Consider the following 18,081-nt stretch of genomic DNA (forward strand, 5'->3'; position numbering starts at 1 on the left):
ATCTTTTGAGTGGGGTTAAAATAATAGAACCTATGGAAAGCGATATGGAAAAAAATGATACGAAAACACGTTTAATTAATGAGATTACCACTACAGGTTTGCAAAGTGCTGCTAAAAAATTAGGTGCTCCGGCAAGCAAAAAGCAGATTAGAAAAGGTGTTTCCAAAAACCTAAGTTTAATAGATGAGCTATTGCGTCTGGTTTTAATTAAAAACAGGGATTCATCCAAAAGGTTGCAGCGCAATATAGAGTTTGTTGGCCTAGGGGTAATGGCTGCGCATACTTTTTATCGGGGTTTTAACAAGAAAAAACCTTTATTGATTTGTGAAGGCATTTTCTTAACGGCAGCACTTGGTGGCGTACTGTTGGCTACGCAAAGTAAAGCTGTAAAATTGAAAATCAATCAGTAACCCGATAGCGCTTCTTTTATTTTGTTTAAACATCGCCGTATTAATGACGTTTTACTATCGGCATAAATTAACTTGCTGTACTTACCCGACTGTTTAATTAAGCATATTTCTATGACACTTTTTTGCCGGAAAATTCTTCAGTTTGTATTACCCCAGGGCAATTTTAATTTTATCGTAAACATTATTTAAAAATCAAAAAATGGATTTACAGTTAAAGCATAAAACAGCTTTTATAAGCGGCTCTACCGCAGGTATCGGATTTGCAATTGCCGAAAGTTTATTAAAAGAAGGTGTAAAAGTGATCATCAATGGTCGGTCGCAAAACAGCGTAGACGAAGCAGTAAAATCCCTGCAAGGTATTGGCGGAAGCGACTTCGTTTCAGGCATTGCAGCCGATTTTTCGAAAGCTGATGAAGTAAATAACCTGATTGATAAACTTCCAGAGATCGATATACTGATCAATAATGCAGGTATTTTTGAACCCCAAGCCTTTGAAGATATCAGTGATGATGATTGGTTTAAGTTTTTCGAAGTCAACGTAATGAGCGGAATCAGGTTATCGCGGCAGCTATTTCCTAAAATGTTAAAGAAAAACTGGGGCAGGATTATTTTTATCTCCAGCGAGTCGGCAGTGTTTATTCCGGATGAAATGATCCACTATGGCATGACGAAAACTGCACAGCTGGCCGTTAGCCGTGGCTTGGCAGAATTAAGCAAAGGTACTGAGGTAACTGTTAATTCAATTTTACCCGGACCAACCAAATCAAAAGGGGTTGGCGGTTTTATTGAAGATTTAGCCAAAAAAGGAAATATCAGCATAGCTGAGGTCGAAACGGATTTCTTTAAAAACATGCGGCCGACTTCATTACTGCAGCGTTTTCTTGATGTTAGTGAAATTGCAAATGCAGTTACTTTTTATGTGAGTCCGCTGGCTTCAGGCACCAATGGGGCTGCCATCAGGGTAGAGGGCGGTTTGGTGAGATCAATATTGTAGTATGTTATGGCGCTTTTTGCAGTCATAAGTGGGCTAATGAGCTTTAAATTGTTTTTTTAGGTTTTAAAAGGAAGTAGAGCCTGCCTGGCATCATAACTTTAGAAACGGCGCACAAGGTTGGGTTAGAATTTGGTTTTATAAGTTCACTGTAATAGCCTAACCTACAGCCTCTAATTTGCTATAATTAGGAAGTATTTAATCAAATTTGTTTATATTAGATTTTCAATTTGATCTTATGTTATTATTCGCAATTCCCTTATATTTTATTGCCTTTTTTGGTTGGATCATTTACGCTGCCTTGGTAAAGAAAAACTTGAAACAACATATGTCTATGGTTTATTTTGGCGGAGTTTTCAGTGTTATTTGGATTGCGATTATAATGATCGCATATATTTAATACATCAATCATTATCAAAATCATAATCTCTTTAATCGGATTTAAAGTTTAAAAAAATATTAATGTCACAGCAATTAGAGGTTTGGCAAAGAGGACCGCTGCCCGAAATTATTCCAATGTTACAGCCTGTGGCACATGCCTTATTACAGGCAAGAGAAGAGATTAATGATTATATGAACGATTTCCCAATCGAACTGCTTTGGCAACGCCCCGCCGGAATGGCATCTACAGGGTTTCATCTTCAACATTTAAGTGGGGTGCTTGATCGGGTATTTACTTATGCCAGAGCAGAGGGGCTCTCTGAATTTCAGTTTGCCCAGTTGGCAGAAGAGGGTAAAGATTCAGCAGAAGGGTATACCGTGGCAGATCTTGTTAACCGTTTCAATAAGCAGGTAGATCTGGCCCTTGAGCAAATCAAGAATACAAATGAATCAATACTGACAGATTATAGGGGTGTAGGTCGCGCAGGACTTCCATCAACGGTTATCGGTTTGTTGTTCCATGCAGCAGAGCATACCATGCGCCATGTTGGGCAATTGATGGTTACCGTAGCCGTAGTAAAGCATAATAAATAAATTTAATATCTCCGATAATTTGTTATATCGTCGTTACTTTCGAAAAAGATAATTTTCACTGCCATAAGGTTGTCACCAGACTTGCTAAATTTGTTGTCTGGTTGAATAATTTTGGGTTAAATGTTCCATGATTATTTTATTAATTCCACCAATATGGAGAACGAAATAAAAGATATCGAAACTATTTTTCCGGCTGGCGTTGAAGATTGGCGAAACTGGTTAACGGCCCATCATGAGCTTAAATCGTCGGTTTGGCTTGTTTATGGAAAGAAGGGTTCGGGTTTGCCGAGCGTTGGCTGGAGTGAGGCTGTAGATCAGGCACTTTGTTTCGGCTGGATAGACAGTATAAAAAAGCCTATTGATAAAGATACGTATATGCAGTTCTTCTGTAAACGAAAACCCAACAGCGGCTGGTCGAAAATCAATAAAGAAAAGGTGAAACGCCTTTCAGTAGAAAAACTTATACATAAGGCAGGTTTCGCAGCCATTAAAATAGCAAAGCAAAATGGATCATGGACGATTTTGGATGCTGTAGAATCACTTAAAATACCCAAAGATTTAGCTACAACACTGAAAGATAAAAAAGCGGCAAGGACTTTTTTTCTTAGCCTGAATAAATCTGTAAAAAAAGCTATTCTTCAATGGATTTTGTTAGCCAAAAAAGCAGAAACCAGGCAAAGCAGAATGCTGGAACTTGTAAAATCTTTATCCGAAAACATGCTGCCAAAGCAATTTCTCCGCTAAGGGCAGGTAAGCTGTTTTATACATAACTAAATTTTTAAATGGACATTACCAAAAGATTTGACCGGATCCTACAGATTTTTTTTCTATTACAGTCTAAATCTGTGGTCACTGCTGAAGAATTACAAAAGCGTTTTGAAATTAGTTTAAGGACAATTTACAGGGATTTAAAAGCCCTAGAGATGGCTGGTATTCCGATTGTGAATGAATCTGGATCTGGTTACTTCATTATGGAAGGTTTTAGGCTACAGCCATCCAGGTTTAGTCAGGAAGAAATTCTGAGTTTAATGGTTGCCGAAAAAGTGATGCAGAAACATGAAACCGAATTTGTTAAAAAACATTTTGAGGCAGCACTAATTAAGATAAAAAGTTCGTTTCAGGTACATCAAAAAAGAGATTTCCTACACTTAGAAGATACTATCCACCTTAAAAACAACTTAACATCCAATGATTATTTACCCAACATTATTGATGTTTTACTCAATAGCGCTTTAAAGAAGAACATAACCCATATCGATTACCTCAAAAGTAGTGATATTAACCCGGTTGGAAGATCAGTAGAGCCGATAGGTGTATTCTATGAACACAATTTCTGGTATCTTTTGGCTTACTGCCATTTAAGGAAAGATTACCGCAATTTTAGATTAGACCGGATAAAAAAAATCTTGGCGCTCCAGGAAAACTTTACCATAAAGCATCCGCCAATTCATGAATTTAGAGATAAGGGTCTTTCTCAAGAGAAGACAAAAATCGAAATTAAGGTAGACCGGAAGTATGCACATTTTTTATATTGGGACCGGCAGATTTTCGGATTTCGGGAAGAAGAAATTTCAGATGATTTTGTGTTGATGCATTTCGACTGTGCGCTCCCTATGGTTTCTTTTGTACGTTGGTTTTTAAAATATGTTGATGTAGCTGAAATTATAGAACCAGCCCATCTAAATAATGAGCTGGTTGAAATAATGGAATCTGGTTTAAAACGGATAAAAAACAAAGCGGCTATCTCATAACTTATAATTCGCTTCGAATTTGTCACGTTGAACCTGTCGAAACGCTTTGTTAGAGAGGGTCTTCGACAGGCTACTATTGATAGAATCCATTAGTTCGATCGTCATTCTCGCGCATGCGGGAACCACGAAGTGCTTAGCTAAGCTAATCCCAATGCACGTTTTAAGATTCCCAATCAAGTTGGGAATGACGATTTCTTGATGGATATACCTAATTAAATTTTATCTGTCAATCATATCGATTTTTATGCAATAAATTATCCCTCAGGATTGACAATTATTATGATACAGTTTTTTGTTTAATATCGATCCCAGAAAAATGGAGGCTCAATACCTAAGGCTCTTAAATACACAAAGCCCTGGCCACGGTGATGTATTTCATTATCAATAAAGTACAACAGGTGGCTAATGATCGTAAATTCGTACATGCCAAATAACTTAAGGGTTTCATGAAGCTGATCCTCATTTATTTGATTAAAGTATTCCACGATCTGTGTAGTATCTTCATCCCATTTCGTTAGGAGCTCTTCTTTGGTACTTAATGGAAGATCATGACTAAAAGGTGTTGTTTCTCTCGTCACCATTTCTTTTAAACCCGGAACATCAATTGATAATAACTCTTTAATTAATGCTGAAAAAGGTCTCATTCCACCAATTGAAAATTCGAATAATTCTTTTTCAGGGAATTTTTCAATCGTTTTTCGGGTTAGTTTTCTGTGGCCTAACCAGTGTTGTAGTAATTCGCTTTTGGTAATCATAACTGCTGATATTTTGTTAAATTATTTAATAGAACAAAACTAAAAACAGCCTATGACAACAGTTTGTCAGTCGAAAAATAGTGATCTATTTTTATTAAAATTTCTTTTAGTTTTCTGAATATGGAAAGCTAAATTAATCTTTACAGGTCATCCATAAATTGCAAAAGAGACATGCGTTCATTAAAGTGCCTTAGCGCTCCATAATTACAGCAGTAGCTAAATTTTGCGTTTGACTGATATGCTTCCGGTACATATTGCCCCAGTCAGACATGGCATCCAACATCGTTTTCATGGTGCGGCCTAAATCGGTTAAACGGTATTCAACTCTTGGCGGTACTTCCGGAAAAACGACGCGGGTAATAATCTGGTCTTTCTCCAGTTCTCTTAGCTGTGCCACCAACATCCTTTCTGATATGCCAACAATGTCTTTTTTAAGTTCGCTATAACGCATGGTGCCATAAGAAAGACGACATAATATTGCCGGTTTCCAGCGGCCGCCAATTACCGCCAGCGATGAAGACATCCCACAACTGTCGATCATCATTTTTTCGTTCAAAGCATTGGTTGACGTTTCTTTTCTCATTTTTTACTTTTTTGTTAGTACCTAACAATTTGCTGCTTACCTGCTAATGTAGCGGATCTCTTTTACATTAGCAGAATATTTGACAATACATATGAAAAAATTAACAGATAAAATTGCGCTGGTAACAGGAGGAAGCCGGGGCATAGGTGCAGCAATTGTAAAAAGACTGGCTGCTGAAGGTGCAAAAGTGGTATTTACTTATGCCCGTTCAGCGGAGAAGGCTATGGGCGTAGTGGCTGAGGTTGAAGCAGCAGGCGGACTCGCTGTTGCCGTAAAAGCAAGCAGTACAACACCTACGGAGGTAACGGGAGCTGTAGCTAAAACCATTGCCGATTTCGGATGCATTGATGTACTGATCAATAATGCAGGCATTTATATCGGCAAAGCTTTTGAAGAACACACACTTGAGGATTATAACGAAATTATGGCCGTTAATGTACAGGCGGTTTTTGTGGCTGTGCTGGCTGCGGTAAAAGGCATGCCCGAGGGTGGACGCATCATTACCATCGGCAGTAATATGGGCGATAACGCTATTGGTCCTGAAACTACTTTGTATACCATGAGCAAATCGGCACTGCAGGGTTTAACGCGCGGTTTAGCACGCGATCTTGGCTCCCGAAAAATTACGGTCAACCTGATTCAGCCCGGACCGATCAATACCGATATGAATCCTGCTGATGCGCCGTTAGCTGATTTTCTGAGAACCCGCATGGCCCTGCCAGATTATGGTACTGCAGAAGACATTGCCGCCTTTGTAAGTTTTATTGCCAGCGAAGAAGCCAGATACATCACCGGTTCTTTCTTAACAATCGACGGTGGATTGAATGCTTAAGGCGATCCATGAAATATGCTTTGGTTGGGATTACAAACCTGACCAAAGTTTATCTGTTAAACACCATCAGTTGTCCCGACATTCGCTGTAGTATTGTTTGAATAGGATGTAAACAGCTAGCAAATGCATGTGGTTTAAGTCCTTCAATGATAACCTTAGCTACGCAAATTTCTGTCGCAGCCATTTGCGGACCGGTTCATCATACCATTTTAAGGCGGCGTATGCCAAAAGAATACTCCCAACTAAAATAAGTAAGGCATAAGGCCAGGCCTGTACTATTGTAGTGCCTTTATGATTGCTGATCCAGGCCACATAAAAATAAACCAGTGGATAATGGACCAGGTAAAGCGGATAAGATATATCACCCAAAAATTTGCATATCCTGTGCTCTGATTGTGTTTGCAATATGCCGCTGGCACCAATATACACAATAAGCGGAAAAACAATGATAATGCATACAGATTCATAAATTCCGTTCATCCAAAGATGTTCAGCACCGCCAATACGGGGCATATAAAGTACCAGTGCCACTAGAAGACTGCACCATAAAAATGCATTTTTTATCCGGGTGGGTTTTGCCATACGTGAAAGTAACAAACCGGCAAAGAAAGGGTATAAGGTACGGGTAAGTCCGATACGTACCTGTTCTACGTTCAGTGTCCAGCCGCCACTCAGATCACCATTTGTAATGGCCAGTTGTGCCAATGCAATGGCTGCAATAACCACAAAGATACTTAAAGCCGTTTTAGAAAATTTCCTGATCCATAACGCATAAAGAATATTGGCAATGTATTCAAAAAATAACGACCAGCCTACACTGTTCATGGGATGCATTTCTTGCCAGCCACGGATATCAAGCGATAATGGTATAGGTAAGATGGTATAGCCAATAAACAATACTAAGAGCATTTTCCAGAGCGGTACGGTATGAATGAGTGGCCATATGGTAGAGTCTGTAAAATAGAACCCGATAGCGCCGAGGGTCATCCCCAAAATAACCATAGGTTGCAGGCGTACAACACGGCGTTTGAAAAAACTGCCTGCACTCATTTTATTCCATCGGTCGTCATAAGCATAGCCCATTACAAAACCCGATAATAAAAAGAAAAAATCTACCGCCAGGTAACCATGGTTAACCAGGATATCGAGGTGGCCAGTTCCCAGTGGTTCGGTTAAATGAAAAGTAACAACAATTATAGCAGCAACACCGCGAAGGCCATCTAATATAGGATAATGTGGCTTGGTGGCCAAATCGGTACTAAGGTTAGTATTCATGTAAGGGCTTGAAAAAAATGAAAGCCATAAAAATAACCAACATTCCTTACCATATCACTTTGCATCTATAATGATACTTTAGGAGGCAAACATCGCTTTGGGAATGATTAAGGAAGCAGAGGATTTGTTTTACAAGTATAAATAATATTTTCAATGGCCTTGTAGCTACTTCGTGGTCAGCATCCTTTTAATAGGAAAGACCCTGAAATGAATCCGATAGATCGGATCAGGGTGCGTCTGCTTAATCAAAAAGCTGGGATAAGCTCCCAAAGGCAAAGGGGTATAATAAAACCAGCTTTATGAATTAAAAACTTTAATCATTACATTTGCCCTAGTGAAGAACTTTGTATTCCTTTTTTCTCTTTACCTGATCCTTCTGGGCCTAATGCCCTGCCAGGATAAGGAAGATATGGTTTCAAAGTCTCAAACTGAAAGCATTGTGCAGAGCAATCATGCAAAAGCAGAACATGCACATGGAGAAGCCTGTCCGCCAATCTGTAGCTGCGCCTGCTGCTCAGTCGGGCAGCATTTCCCTTCAGAAAAGTTAACAAACCTTACTATTCCGGTACTCCGGAAACCATATCCGTTTTTCCATTGCTCAGCATTGAAAAAACAACCAATCGATATTTGGCAGCCGCCTAAACTCGTTTAATCAATTGATCTCATCCTGGCCCCGAAAAGGACAGTTTCTTACCTGCAGATTTTACGCTATTAAGCGTAATGATAGCCTGCTATTTATTGATTTTTGATTTAAACAACCATGCTGAACAGAATAATACAGTTCTCCATCAGGCAAAAACTGCTGGTGGGAATGATGATGCTGGCGCTGATCGCCTGGGGAATCTACTCCCTTAGGCAACTTCCTATAGATGCCCTTCCAGATATTACCAATAACCAGGTACAGATTATTACTTCCTCGCCGAGCAATGGCGCAGAAGACATTGAGCGTTTTGTAACCTATCCGGTAGAGCAAACCATGGCCACTATTCCCGGAATAGAAGAAGTCCGTTCCTTTAGCAGGTTTGGCCTTTCAGTTGTAACGGTGGTGTTTAAGGAAAATGTAGAAATTTATTGGGCACGCCAACAGGTGAGCGAAAGGCTTACCGAGGTAGAAAATGCTATCCCGAAAGGCATTGGCACACCTGAAATTGCACCATTAACCACCGGACTCGGAGAAATTTATCAATACGTTATCCACCCTAAAAAAGGATATGAAAAAAAATATGATGCCACCGAGCTCCGCACCATTCAAGACTGGATCGTTCGCCGTCAGCTTTTGGGTGTAGAAGGTATAGCAGACGTGAGCAGCTTTGGAGGCTACCTTAAGCAGTATGAGATTGCCATTAATCCCGATAAGCTCAGAAGCATGGATATCTCCATTAGCGACATTTTTAAGGCGCTTGAAAAAAATAACCAGAACACAGGCGGATCTTATATTGATAAAAAACCTAATGCCTATTTTATCAGGAGCGAAGGACTGATCAACAGCCTGGAGGATATTGAGAACATTGTTGTGCGGACCAATGAAAATAGTACGCCCGTACTGATCCGAAATGTAGCTGAGGTGAGAATTGGGGCGGCTACCAGATACGGTGCCATGACCAGGAACGATGAGGGTGAGGTAGTAGGTGCGGTAGTGATGATGTTAAAGGGTGCGAACTCATCAAAGGTTATTGAAAACGTAAAAACCCGCATGGATCAGATTGCAAAAAATCTTCCGGAGGGCGTTGTCATTGAGCCGTTCCTCGATCGTACCAAGCTGGTAAACAGTGCCATTGGTACAGTAACCAAAAACCTGGCAGAAGGTGCATTGATCGTGATTTTTGTATTGGTAATGCTTTTGGGAAATTTCCGCGCCGGATTGATTGTGGCGTCGGTTATTCCGCTTGCCATGCTTTTTGCCATCTGCTTGATGAACCTTTTTGGCGTTAGCGGAAACCTGATGAGCCTCGGTGCGATAGACTTTGGGCTAATTGTAGATGGAGCAGTAATCATCGTGGAGGCATCTCTCCACCATCTGGGCATGCGAAAAAACAAAAACAGGTTATCCCAGCAGGAAATGGATGCAGAGATTTTCGAATCTGCATCTAAAATCCGTAACAGCGCCGCTTTTGGCGAAATTATTATCCTTATTGTTTACCTCCCGATTCTGGCTCTGGTTGGTATAGAGGGTAAGATGTTTAGGCCAATGGCGCAAACGGTGGCTTTTGCTATCCTTGGTGCCTTTATCTTGTCGTTAACTTATGTACCGATGATGAGTGCGCTGTTTCTAAGCAAAACCATTAGCACGAAAAGAAACATTTCAGACAGGATCATGTCTTTTTTTCAACGTTTATATACGCCGATGCTCAATTTTGCATTACGGGTAAGGATGGCCGTTGTAGGTATTGCAATAGGATTATTTGTACTTGGCCTGATCATTTTCAATTACCTGGGTGCCGAATTTATCCCTACATTGGAAGAAGGCGACTTTGCTGTAGAAACCAGGGTGCTTACCGGAAGTAGTCTTTCTCAAACCATTGAAGCGGCTACACGTGCGGCAAAGGTATTAAAAGCAAATTTTCCGGAGGTAAAAGAGGTCATCGGAAAGATTGGTTCCAGCGAAATACCTACCGACCCGATGCCGGTAGAAGCCTGCGACCTGATTATTATCCTAAAGGATAAGGGCGATTGGACAAGTGCTTCAACCAGAGACGAACTGGCGGAAAAGATGCAGGCCAAGCTTGAACAGTATATCCCCGGGGTTACTTTCGGCTTCCAACAGCCCATCCAAATGCGTTTTAATGAACTGATGACCGGCGCAAGGCAAGATGTAGTGATCAAGATTTATGGAGAAGATTTTTCGAAGCTAAGTACTTATGCAGCTCAGATTGGTGCTATAGCCAGGAAAATAGAAGGGGCACAGGATATTTATGTAGAACAGGCTTCAGGACTTCCACAAGTGATCATCAAATTTCATAGAGAAAAGATTGCGCAGTTCGGTCTCAATATTGAAGATGTGAATACCGCTATCCGCTCTGGATTTGCCGGTGAAGTGGCTGGTCTGGTATTCGAAGGCGAAAAACGGTTCGATATGGTGGTCCGCCTGGAAAAAGAAAACAGGCAGTCGCTTGAAGATGTGAAAAACCTGTTTGTAACCGCCCCCAATGGTAATCAGATCCCGCTGGAACAACTGGCCGATATCCAGTATAGGGAAGGGCCTAACCAGATCCAGCGCGATGATGCAAAACGACGCATTACCGTGGGTTTTAATGTGCGGGGGAGAGATGTGGAAAGTATCGTAAAGGAAATTCAGCAAAAGATTGATACGGAAGTTAAGTTTTCACCAGGATATTATCCAACCTTTGGCGGCACTTTTGAGCACCTGCAGGCAGCCAACAAGAGATTAAGTGTTGCTGTGCCACTGGCCTTATTGCTCATCTTACTGTTGCTTTATCTTACTTTTTCATCCATCAAACATGCTCTTTTAATTTTTACCGCCATCCCATTATCCGCTATTGGTGGTGTATTTGCCCTATGGTCACGGGGCATGCCATTTAGTATTTCTGCCGGCATAGGCTTTATTGCCCTGTTTGGCGTGGCGGTACTTAATGGTATTGTCCTCATCAGTGAATTTAACAGGTTAAAAAAAGAAGGAATGAAAGATATGCTCGAAATTATCAGAACAGGAACCTCGGTTAGGCTGCGTCCGGTGATTATGACAGCTCTTGTAGCCTCTTTAGGCTTTCTACCAATGGCCATCTCTGGCGGAAGCGGTGCCGAAGTGCAGCGCCCACTGGCTACAGTTGTTATCGGCGGATTAATCTCTGCAACACTGTTAACCCTTTTGGTGCTTCCGGTACTTTATATCTGGACAGAAAAAATGGGCAGCAAAAAAGTAAAAATAACACCGGTAGCAGGTATTGTAGTGGTATTTATTGCTTTGTTTGGATTGCAGCCTGCTAAAGCCCAAACGGCATTAACGCTTAATCAGGCCATATCTTCAGCATTGGAAAATAACCGGACGATTAACAGGGCTAACCTTGGTGTAGAACTGCAGCAGGCACTTAGGAAAGGTGCTTTCGAAATGACCAAAACAGAAGTATCTATGCTTTATGGGCAATACAATAGTCTGGTTAAAAACGACAATAACATCAGCGTTTCGCAAAACATTCCCTTCCCAACGCTTTTCGCTGCAAATGCGGCATTAAGTGATGAGCGTATCAAATTGGGCCAGCTGCAGGTTGCTTCCAGTAAAAACGAACTTGTTTTTCAGGTAAAAACGGTTTACACCAATCTTCAGTATCTATATTCGAAGGAGAAACTACTGCATGAGCAAGACAGTATTTACAAGGGTTTTGTAAAATCGGCTTCGTTAAAGTACAAAACTGGCGAGGGTAACCTGCTCGAAAAGGTAGCTGCCGAAACCCAGCTTAAAGATGTACAAAGCCTGCTCGATCAAAACAGATCTGATATCGAAATTTATAAAGCGCAGCTGGCTACGCTGCTGGGTAGTGCTGGCTTAACCTTAATTGCGGATAGGTTTTTAGCAGAAACACCCGAAATTTCTATCGGAGATACTGCGCTTCTACGTGAAAACCCAGCTATTGCCTATTTCAGGCAGCAGATTGTAATTGCCGAAAAACAGCGCAAAGTAGAACTGGCCAAAGCCTTACCCGATTTTACCTTGGGCTATTTCAACCAATCGCTAACTGGTTTTCAAAACGTTAATGGTAGCGAAGTTTTTTTTGGACATGATAAACGTTTTCAGGGCTTTCAAATAGGACTTGCCGTCCCATTGTTTTACAGAGGCTATGCAGTAAAGGCAAAGGCTGCATCGATTAATAAGGATATGGCTTCCAACGATCTGGAACTCCAGCAGCAAAAGCTTACAGGACAATATCAGCAGGCTTTGAGCGAATACCTGAAAAACAGGAAACGGTATGACTATTTTGTCACTTCGGCCTTAGCCAATGCAGCCTTAATATTAAAAAACAGCCGTATTGCTTACCAGAACGGAGAAATAGGCTATTCGGAATACCTGCTGAACCTGAAACAGGCAAATGGCATTTATGAGGGGCGCCTAATGGCCCTGCTCCAATTAAGCCAAAGCATTAATCAGCTAGAATTTTTAACCGGTAACAACAAATCATTTTAAGCATAAATATCATGAAATCCTTATATAAATATTTTATTCTGGTAGCCTTCCCGTTTTATTGGGCTGGATGTAGCCGTCCCAATGCAGAAAAGGAACCCGAAAAAGAACTTGTTCATCAAAAGAGCGATATCGTAACGCTCACACCAGAGCAGCAGAAGCTATCGGAAATTACCCTGGGCGAAATTGAGCAGAAAGAATTAAGCGGAACGACAAAAGTAAACGGCATGCTCGACTTACCACCCCAAAGCCTGGTATCTATTTCCACACCGCTGGAAGGGATTTTGAAAAGTACCGATATGTTGCAAGGAAAACGCGTGGCCAAAGGGGCGCTCGTAGCGGTTATGCAAAATCCGGAATTTATTCAGATGCAACAAGATTATCTGGATTATAGAAGTCAACTGCAGTTCCTGAAGGAGGAGTTGGACCGACAGGAAGAATTGGCAAAAGAAAACGTGAATTCTAAAAAAGCATTGCAGAAAGCAAGAAGCGAATACCAGAGTATAAGCGCAAGATTGTTGGGCCAACGTTCTAAACTTTCTATCATGAATATTAATTTTTCAGCGCTGGAGAAAGGACAGATCCAGAAAACTTTTAACCTGTATACACCAATTGCAGGTTATGTTATTCAGGTGAATACCAATATTGGTGCTTTTGCCAGTACAACCGATGTATTGTTTAAAATCGCTGATACCGAACACTTACATGCGGAACTCACCGTGTTTGAAAAAGATGTACCCAAACTCAAATTGGGGCAGAAAGTTCGCTTTGTACTGGCCAACGAGGAAAAAGAACGTATGGCTACAATTTACCTCATCGGCAGGGAAATTAGTAAAGAGCGTACGGTACAAATCCACTGCCACCTTGATCGGGAGGATACCCAGTTGTTACCAGGCATGTACCTGAAGGCCTATGTAGAAAGCGGCACGAACAAGGTTGAAGCACTACCCGATGCGGCAATTGTTGAATTTGAAGGCAAAAAGTTCGTGTTTATAGATCAACCTGCCGGAAATGATAACAAAATTTATCGCTATAGGATGATGGAAGTAAAAACAGGTGTTGCCGAGAATGGTTACACCCAAGTTTCTTTTGCGGAGCACATTAATGATGCGAAGGTGGTAGTAAAAGGCGCTTATGATTTGTTAAGCAAGGTAAAAAATGTGGAAGAAGAAGGGGAAGGACATTAATTAAAGCAAAAAACAGATTTGTTATCAAGTCTTTATTTTTTAGTGATTTGTTTGTATTGAGTCTGGAGAATCAATACTATTCATACTTCGTAGAGACCCTTCGGTGAACGCTACTGAGAGATGAAACCTAACTGCAAAATGTGATATCAAATAATAATAATAAGTATGGAATCTAAAATTCTATTGAATTCTAATATAGTGTGGGAAAAGCATCCGTTTAATAAAGATTTTTCTACATCAAACAAGAAAATCAAATTGTTTTGTAAGAATAAATAACTTTCCCGACGAGCCACTTCTTTCTTTAATAAATGGATTAGATATTTTAGACATAGAAGATAGGCCAGATGGGTGGCATATCGAATGGTAAAAACTATTCAGTTTTACCAAAAATCGATTAGTCAAAAAAACGAAAAGATGAGGATTCAAATTAAATAAGATCCAAAAAAAACAGCGTTTGTTATTAAATCACAATCTGGTCTTAGCGTCTCGCTAAGACTTAAATTTAAATTACATAGCAAAGTCCAGCAGTTTAAAAATCGCCGGGTTGTTATTTAGATAGGATTTTGAGTTTGATTGCTCCGGCTTTGATGGTCCCATAGATTCGTGAATGTAAATGGCCTATCCATAGCCATATGTTAAGGGCGTAGCCTGAATGTACTTTTAATAAAGCCTTAAATCATATCCTGAAAACTAAATGTAATCGATCTGTGTTACCTATCATAAAGTAAATCAGTTCATTAAGTGAGAAAATGTGTAATTACATCTATTGCTAATGTTTGATGGATAAGGTATGTAACTAAAGAAGCCATTATGAATACCAGAAGAGACTTTCTACAAAAAATGGGCGCATCAGCATTGATGTTGCAATTAAGTTCAATATCGGCATTTGCTGACACTCCTGACCTGATCGAGCAGCCATACGAAGGTAAGGTACTTAGAGTAGCTATTATGGGACTAGGTGGATATGGCACCCGCGTAGCAGAGGCGATGAAAGCTTGTAATAAAGCGAAACTGGTTGGTGTAATTAGTGGTACACCTTCAAAGGTTAAGGATTGGCAAGCAAAATATAGTATTCCGGAAACGAATTGTTATCACTATGAAAACTTCGACCAGGTGAAAAATAATCCGGATATTGATGCAATTTACGTGACCACACCAAATGCCCTGCACCACAATCAGGTTATCCGTATCGCAAAAGCCGGAAAACATGTCATTTGCGAAAAACCGATGGCATTAAATGCCAGGGAGGGGCAAGAAATGGTAAATGCCTGTAAAAAAGCAAATGTAAAGTTACTGGTGGGTTATAGAATGCATTTTGAACCCCGGACGCTCGAGGTGATCAGGATGCGAAATGCAGGCGACTTCGGCAAAATTATGTTTTTCCAGGGCCAATGCGGATTTAAAATAGGTGATCCCACTCAGTGGCGGTTAAATAAAGCACTTGCGGGCGGCGGATCAATGATGGATATTGGGATTTACGCCATTAACGGGGCAAGGTATATGATAGGCGAAGAGCCCGTTTGGGTGACTGCACAGGAAACCAAAACTGATCCTGTTAAGTTTAAAGAAGGTGTGGATGAAACCATACAATTTCAATTGGGTTTCCCCGGCGGTGCAGTAGCATCTTGCTTATCGAGTTACAATATCAATCACCTGGATAGATTTTTTATGAGTGGCGATAAAGGATTTGCAGAAATGCAACCTTCTACCGGTTATGGTCCAATCAAGGGTAGAACACATCAGGGCGAGCTCACGCAACCAATAACCACGCATCAAACGGTACAGATGGATGAAATGGCCAGCATTATTTTTGAAGGTAAGAAACCGGTAGTTGCTGTAGATGGTGAAGAAGGCTTAAGGGATCTTAAAATTATTGATGCCATTTACGAGGCTGTAAGAACAGGGAAAAAGATTAAGTTAACGGCTTAGCTTAACGGATTTAAATGATGTTGCTTTGAATGCTAAAATAGAAATTATTATCGGTCGAGCCACTTTTTAAAGTCCGATACCCTGTTTTTGCTGATCAATATGGTTTCTTCCGGCTCTGGAGAAACTACAATCTTCAACTGATTTTTGCCATAAATGTAAATGGTTTTGATACAGTTGAGGCTGATGATGAACTGCCTGTTTGCACGGTAGAAGCGTTCATCATCAAGCTGTTTCATCAACTCGTCTAAACTCAATGAAGTTGAATATTTTTTATTGTTGTGCGTTACGATGTTAACGGAGGCGCCGTCTAAAAAGAAAAACGCTATTTCACCGGTTTCAAGATGGATTAATTCGTCCTTTAAATAGGTAATAATCCGCTTTCTTGCGATTTCCTTATCTGGATTTAAAGGAATGCTGGCGTTTTCCTGTTGCAATTTGGCCAATTGTTCATTTAAGCCGCCCAAAATATTCACTTTCTCATTCAAGGTGCTGAGTTCTAACGAAACTGCTTTTTCATATCGGCTATAAATCTGCCTGATCAGTAACAAACAACTGCCGATAATAATGATGGCTGTAGTTAAAAAACAGATAATAAACTGATTATATAGGCTGGACAGTTCGGTTTGTAATACCTCGATATTGGCATGCGCAGCCACGATCCAATCGCTGCCCTTAACCGGATAAATATTAACAATTTCTGAACTCCTGTTTTTCGCTTCCGGAAAACTTCGTGTTCCGCCCAAACTTTTCTGCTGAGCAATGGCTTCACTAAATGGTATTATGGCATTACCAGATTGGAGCATAGAATTGCCATCTGTTATTTTCTGACCAATTAATGCCGGGTTGGGGTGACAAAGTTCAATACCGTTTTTATTATACATGCAAATAAACTCGCCCTGCGTATCGGTATTTTCTATGCTTTGCTGTAGGTTATGGATTACCGTTTCCTGAGGAAGTCCACTTTGTAGCTGTTGTTCGAGCAAGCGGCCAATTTCCCTGCTTTCCCTGGCGCCCGATTCCATCTTGCTGGCCCATAACTTTTCGGCTGCACCATGGTAAAGGTAACGGAAAGAAAAGTAACTGATCAGTAATACCGTTATGCTTATGGCGGCAAAAAGTAAAATGTGTAATCGCCCTCTTAACATGTGATTGATAAAAAATCTACTGAAAAATTTAATTGGAGTTAAGCGGTCAAGGTCTTAAAAAGATCGGACTATTCAAAGTAATTTATTCGCCTTTAAGGCTAAATTTATCCCTTTCACGGTATTGTAATAGCTTGCAGAGGCTGGGGTTACTAATTTTGGTTAGATCAAAAAAAATAAGCTATGAAATTCAAAATCATTCTCTGTATCCTCGCCCTGGTTCTGCTGGCACAATTGATCAGGCCGAAGGAGTTAAGTTCTGCAAAAGCAGCGCCGGTAAATATGCTGGCAGGTGTACCCAAAGAAGTAGCCAAGGTATTGGAAACCTCTTGTTTCGATTGTCATTCTGCTCAAACCAACTGGCAATGGTTCGATAAGCTTACCCCTGCTAATTTTTTGGTGGCCTCGCATATCCGTGAGGGCAGAAAGGCGGTGGATTTTTCACAATGGGATTCCCTTGCTATTCCACAACGTAATGCCCTCTTGTATTCTGCCTTAAATGCTATTCTTTCTAAAGAGATGCCTTTAAGCAGTTATACCGCATTACACCCGGCAGCAAAGCTGAATCAGAAAGACACCGGCCTGCTCAAAAATTACCTGTTAAATAAGGCTGTAAGTAAACCATCAGCAGTAGAAAACACAGCAAACGGCAACGGGCAAACTTTTATTAAGGAAGTGAAAAAATCGCCAAACGGAATAGGCTACATCGCAGATTACCGTAACTGGAAAGCGATAAGTACTACGGATCGTTTTGATAATGGCACCATCCGCATCATTTTTGGAAACCCAACAGCCGTTAAAGCCATACATGAAGGAAAAACAAATCCCTGGCCAGACGGAACCATGTTTGCTAAAACCGCCTGGAAGCAACAACAGGCCAAAGATGGGAGCGTTTATGCAGGTCAATTTGTTCAGGTAGAGTTTATGATCAAAAATGTTCAACGTTATGCTGATACCAAGGGTTGGGGCTGGGCACGCTGGAAAGGCGACGACCTATTGCCTTACGGTAAAACGGTGAAATTTGATTCCGAATGCATCAGTTGTCACAGGCCCGAGCGTAATAACGATTATGTATTTACCACACCACTTGATATTAAGGATTTTAATAAAAAATAAG

The 18,081-nt window shown here is 40.7% G+C and carries 15 protein-coding genes; 11 read left to right on the forward strand and 4 right to left on the reverse strand.

Features of this window, described 5'->3' with window-relative positions; all coding sequences use genetic code 11:
- Positions 1-32 precede the first annotated feature (32 nt).
- The 5 genes from BLR60_RS18980 to BLR60_RS19000 all read left to right on the forward strand — a co-directional run bounded on the left by BLR60_RS18980 (position 33) and on the right by BLR60_RS19000 (position 4,127).
- On the forward strand, positions 33-410 hold the full coding sequence (locus BLR60_RS18980; protein ID WP_090502711.1) for a hypothetical protein: 378 nt from the start codon (positions 33-35) through the stop codon (positions 408-410).
- Positions 411-609: 199 nt separating this feature from the next.
- Positions 610-1,404 (forward strand): SDR family NAD(P)-dependent oxidoreductase, encoded by a 795-nt coding sequence (locus tag BLR60_RS18985; protein ID WP_090502713.1) that lies wholly within the window; start codon positions 610-612, stop codon positions 1,402-1,404.
- A 459-nt stretch (positions 1,405-1,863) separates the two neighbouring features.
- Positions 1,864-2,376 (forward strand): DinB family protein, encoded by a 513-nt coding sequence (locus tag BLR60_RS18990; protein ID WP_090502714.1) that lies wholly within the window; start codon positions 1,864-1,866, stop codon positions 2,374-2,376.
- Between the two features lie 153 nt (positions 2,377-2,529).
- The gene (locus tag BLR60_RS18995) at positions 2,530-3,120 is read left to right on the forward strand and encodes a YdeI/OmpD-associated family protein (protein ID WP_090502834.1); all 591 of its coding nucleotides are present in this window, start codon (positions 2,530-2,532) and stop codon (positions 3,118-3,120) included.
- 38 nt (positions 3,121-3,158) lie between these two features.
- Positions 3,159-4,127: a helix-turn-helix transcriptional regulator gene (locus BLR60_RS19000; protein WP_090502716.1), complete on the forward strand. Its 969-nt coding sequence runs from the start codon at positions 3,159-3,161 to the stop codon at positions 4,125-4,127.
- Positions 4,128-4,423: 296 nt separating this feature from the next.
- Here BLR60_RS19000 and BLR60_RS19005 read toward each other — a convergent pair whose 3' ends face one another.
- Together BLR60_RS19005 and BLR60_RS19010 are read right to left on the reverse strand one after the other, a co-directional pair.
- Entirely contained in the window at positions 4,424-4,882 is a 459-nt protein-coding gene (locus BLR60_RS19005; protein WP_090502718.1) for a DinB family protein, read from the reverse strand.
- 190 nt (positions 4,883-5,072) lie between these two features.
- Entirely contained in the window at positions 5,073-5,465 is a 393-nt protein-coding gene (locus BLR60_RS19010) for a winged helix-turn-helix transcriptional regulator (protein ID WP_090502720.1), read from the reverse strand.
- A gap of 91 nt (positions 5,466-5,556) precedes the next feature.
- Here BLR60_RS19010 and BLR60_RS19015 point away from each other — a divergent pair, with 91 nt between their 5' ends.
- Entirely contained in the window at positions 5,557-6,297 is a 741-nt protein-coding gene (locus BLR60_RS19015) for an SDR family NAD(P)-dependent oxidoreductase (protein WP_090502722.1), read from the forward strand.
- Between the two features lie 159 nt (positions 6,298-6,456).
- Here BLR60_RS19015 and BLR60_RS19020 read toward each other — a convergent pair whose 3' ends face one another.
- Positions 6,457-7,572: an acyltransferase family protein gene (locus BLR60_RS19020; RefSeq protein ID WP_090502724.1), complete on the reverse strand. Its 1,116-nt coding sequence runs from the start codon at positions 7,570-7,572 to the stop codon at positions 6,457-6,459.
- A gap of 334 nt (positions 7,573-7,906) precedes the next feature.
- On the opposite strand from BLR60_RS19020, the gene BLR60_RS19025 reads away from it, so the two are divergent.
- The 4 genes from BLR60_RS19025 to BLR60_RS19040 all read left to right on the forward strand — a co-directional run bounded on the left by BLR60_RS19025 (position 7,907) and on the right by BLR60_RS19040 (position 15,822).
- Positions 7,907-8,224 carry a DUF6660 family protein gene (locus BLR60_RS19025; protein ID WP_143009110.1) on the forward strand — a complete coding sequence of 106 codons (318 nt, stop codon included), beginning with the start codon at positions 7,907-7,909 and terminating at the stop codon, positions 8,222-8,224.
- Positions 8,225-8,332: 108 nt separating this feature from the next.
- Positions 8,333-12,709 (forward strand): CusA/CzcA family heavy metal efflux RND transporter, encoded by a 4,377-nt coding sequence (locus BLR60_RS19030; RefSeq protein WP_090502729.1) that lies wholly within the window; start codon positions 8,333-8,335, stop codon positions 12,707-12,709.
- Between the two features lie 11 nt (positions 12,710-12,720).
- Positions 12,721-13,893 carry an efflux RND transporter periplasmic adaptor subunit gene (locus BLR60_RS19035; RefSeq protein WP_090502731.1) on the forward strand — a complete coding sequence of 391 codons (1,173 nt, stop codon included), beginning with the start codon at positions 12,721-12,723 and terminating at the stop codon, positions 13,891-13,893.
- Between the two features lie 810 nt (positions 13,894-14,703).
- On the forward strand, positions 14,704-15,822 hold the full coding sequence (locus BLR60_RS19040) for a Gfo/Idh/MocA family protein (protein ID WP_090502733.1): 1,119 nt from the start codon (positions 14,704-14,706) through the stop codon (positions 15,820-15,822).
- A 47-nt stretch (positions 15,823-15,869) separates the two neighbouring features.
- Here the strand turns inward: BLR60_RS19040 and BLR60_RS19045 are convergent, their stop codons facing one another.
- Positions 15,870-16,967 carry a LytTR family transcriptional regulator gene (locus BLR60_RS19045; RefSeq protein WP_090502735.1) on the reverse strand — a complete coding sequence of 366 codons (1,098 nt, stop codon included), beginning with the start codon at positions 16,965-16,967 and terminating at the stop codon, positions 15,870-15,872.
- Positions 16,968-17,147: 180 nt separating this feature from the next.
- Here BLR60_RS19045 and BLR60_RS19050 point away from each other — a divergent pair, with 180 nt between their 5' ends.
- Positions 17,148-18,080: a cytochrome P460 family protein gene (locus BLR60_RS19050; RefSeq protein WP_090502737.1), complete on the forward strand. Its 933-nt coding sequence runs from the start codon at positions 17,148-17,150 to the stop codon at positions 18,078-18,080.
- The last annotated feature ends 1 nt before the right edge of the window (position 18,081 follow it).

Source organism: Pedobacter terrae (assembly GCF_900100705.1).
Lineage (GTDB): Bacteria > Bacteroidota > Bacteroidia > Sphingobacteriales > Sphingobacteriaceae > Pedobacter > Pedobacter terrae.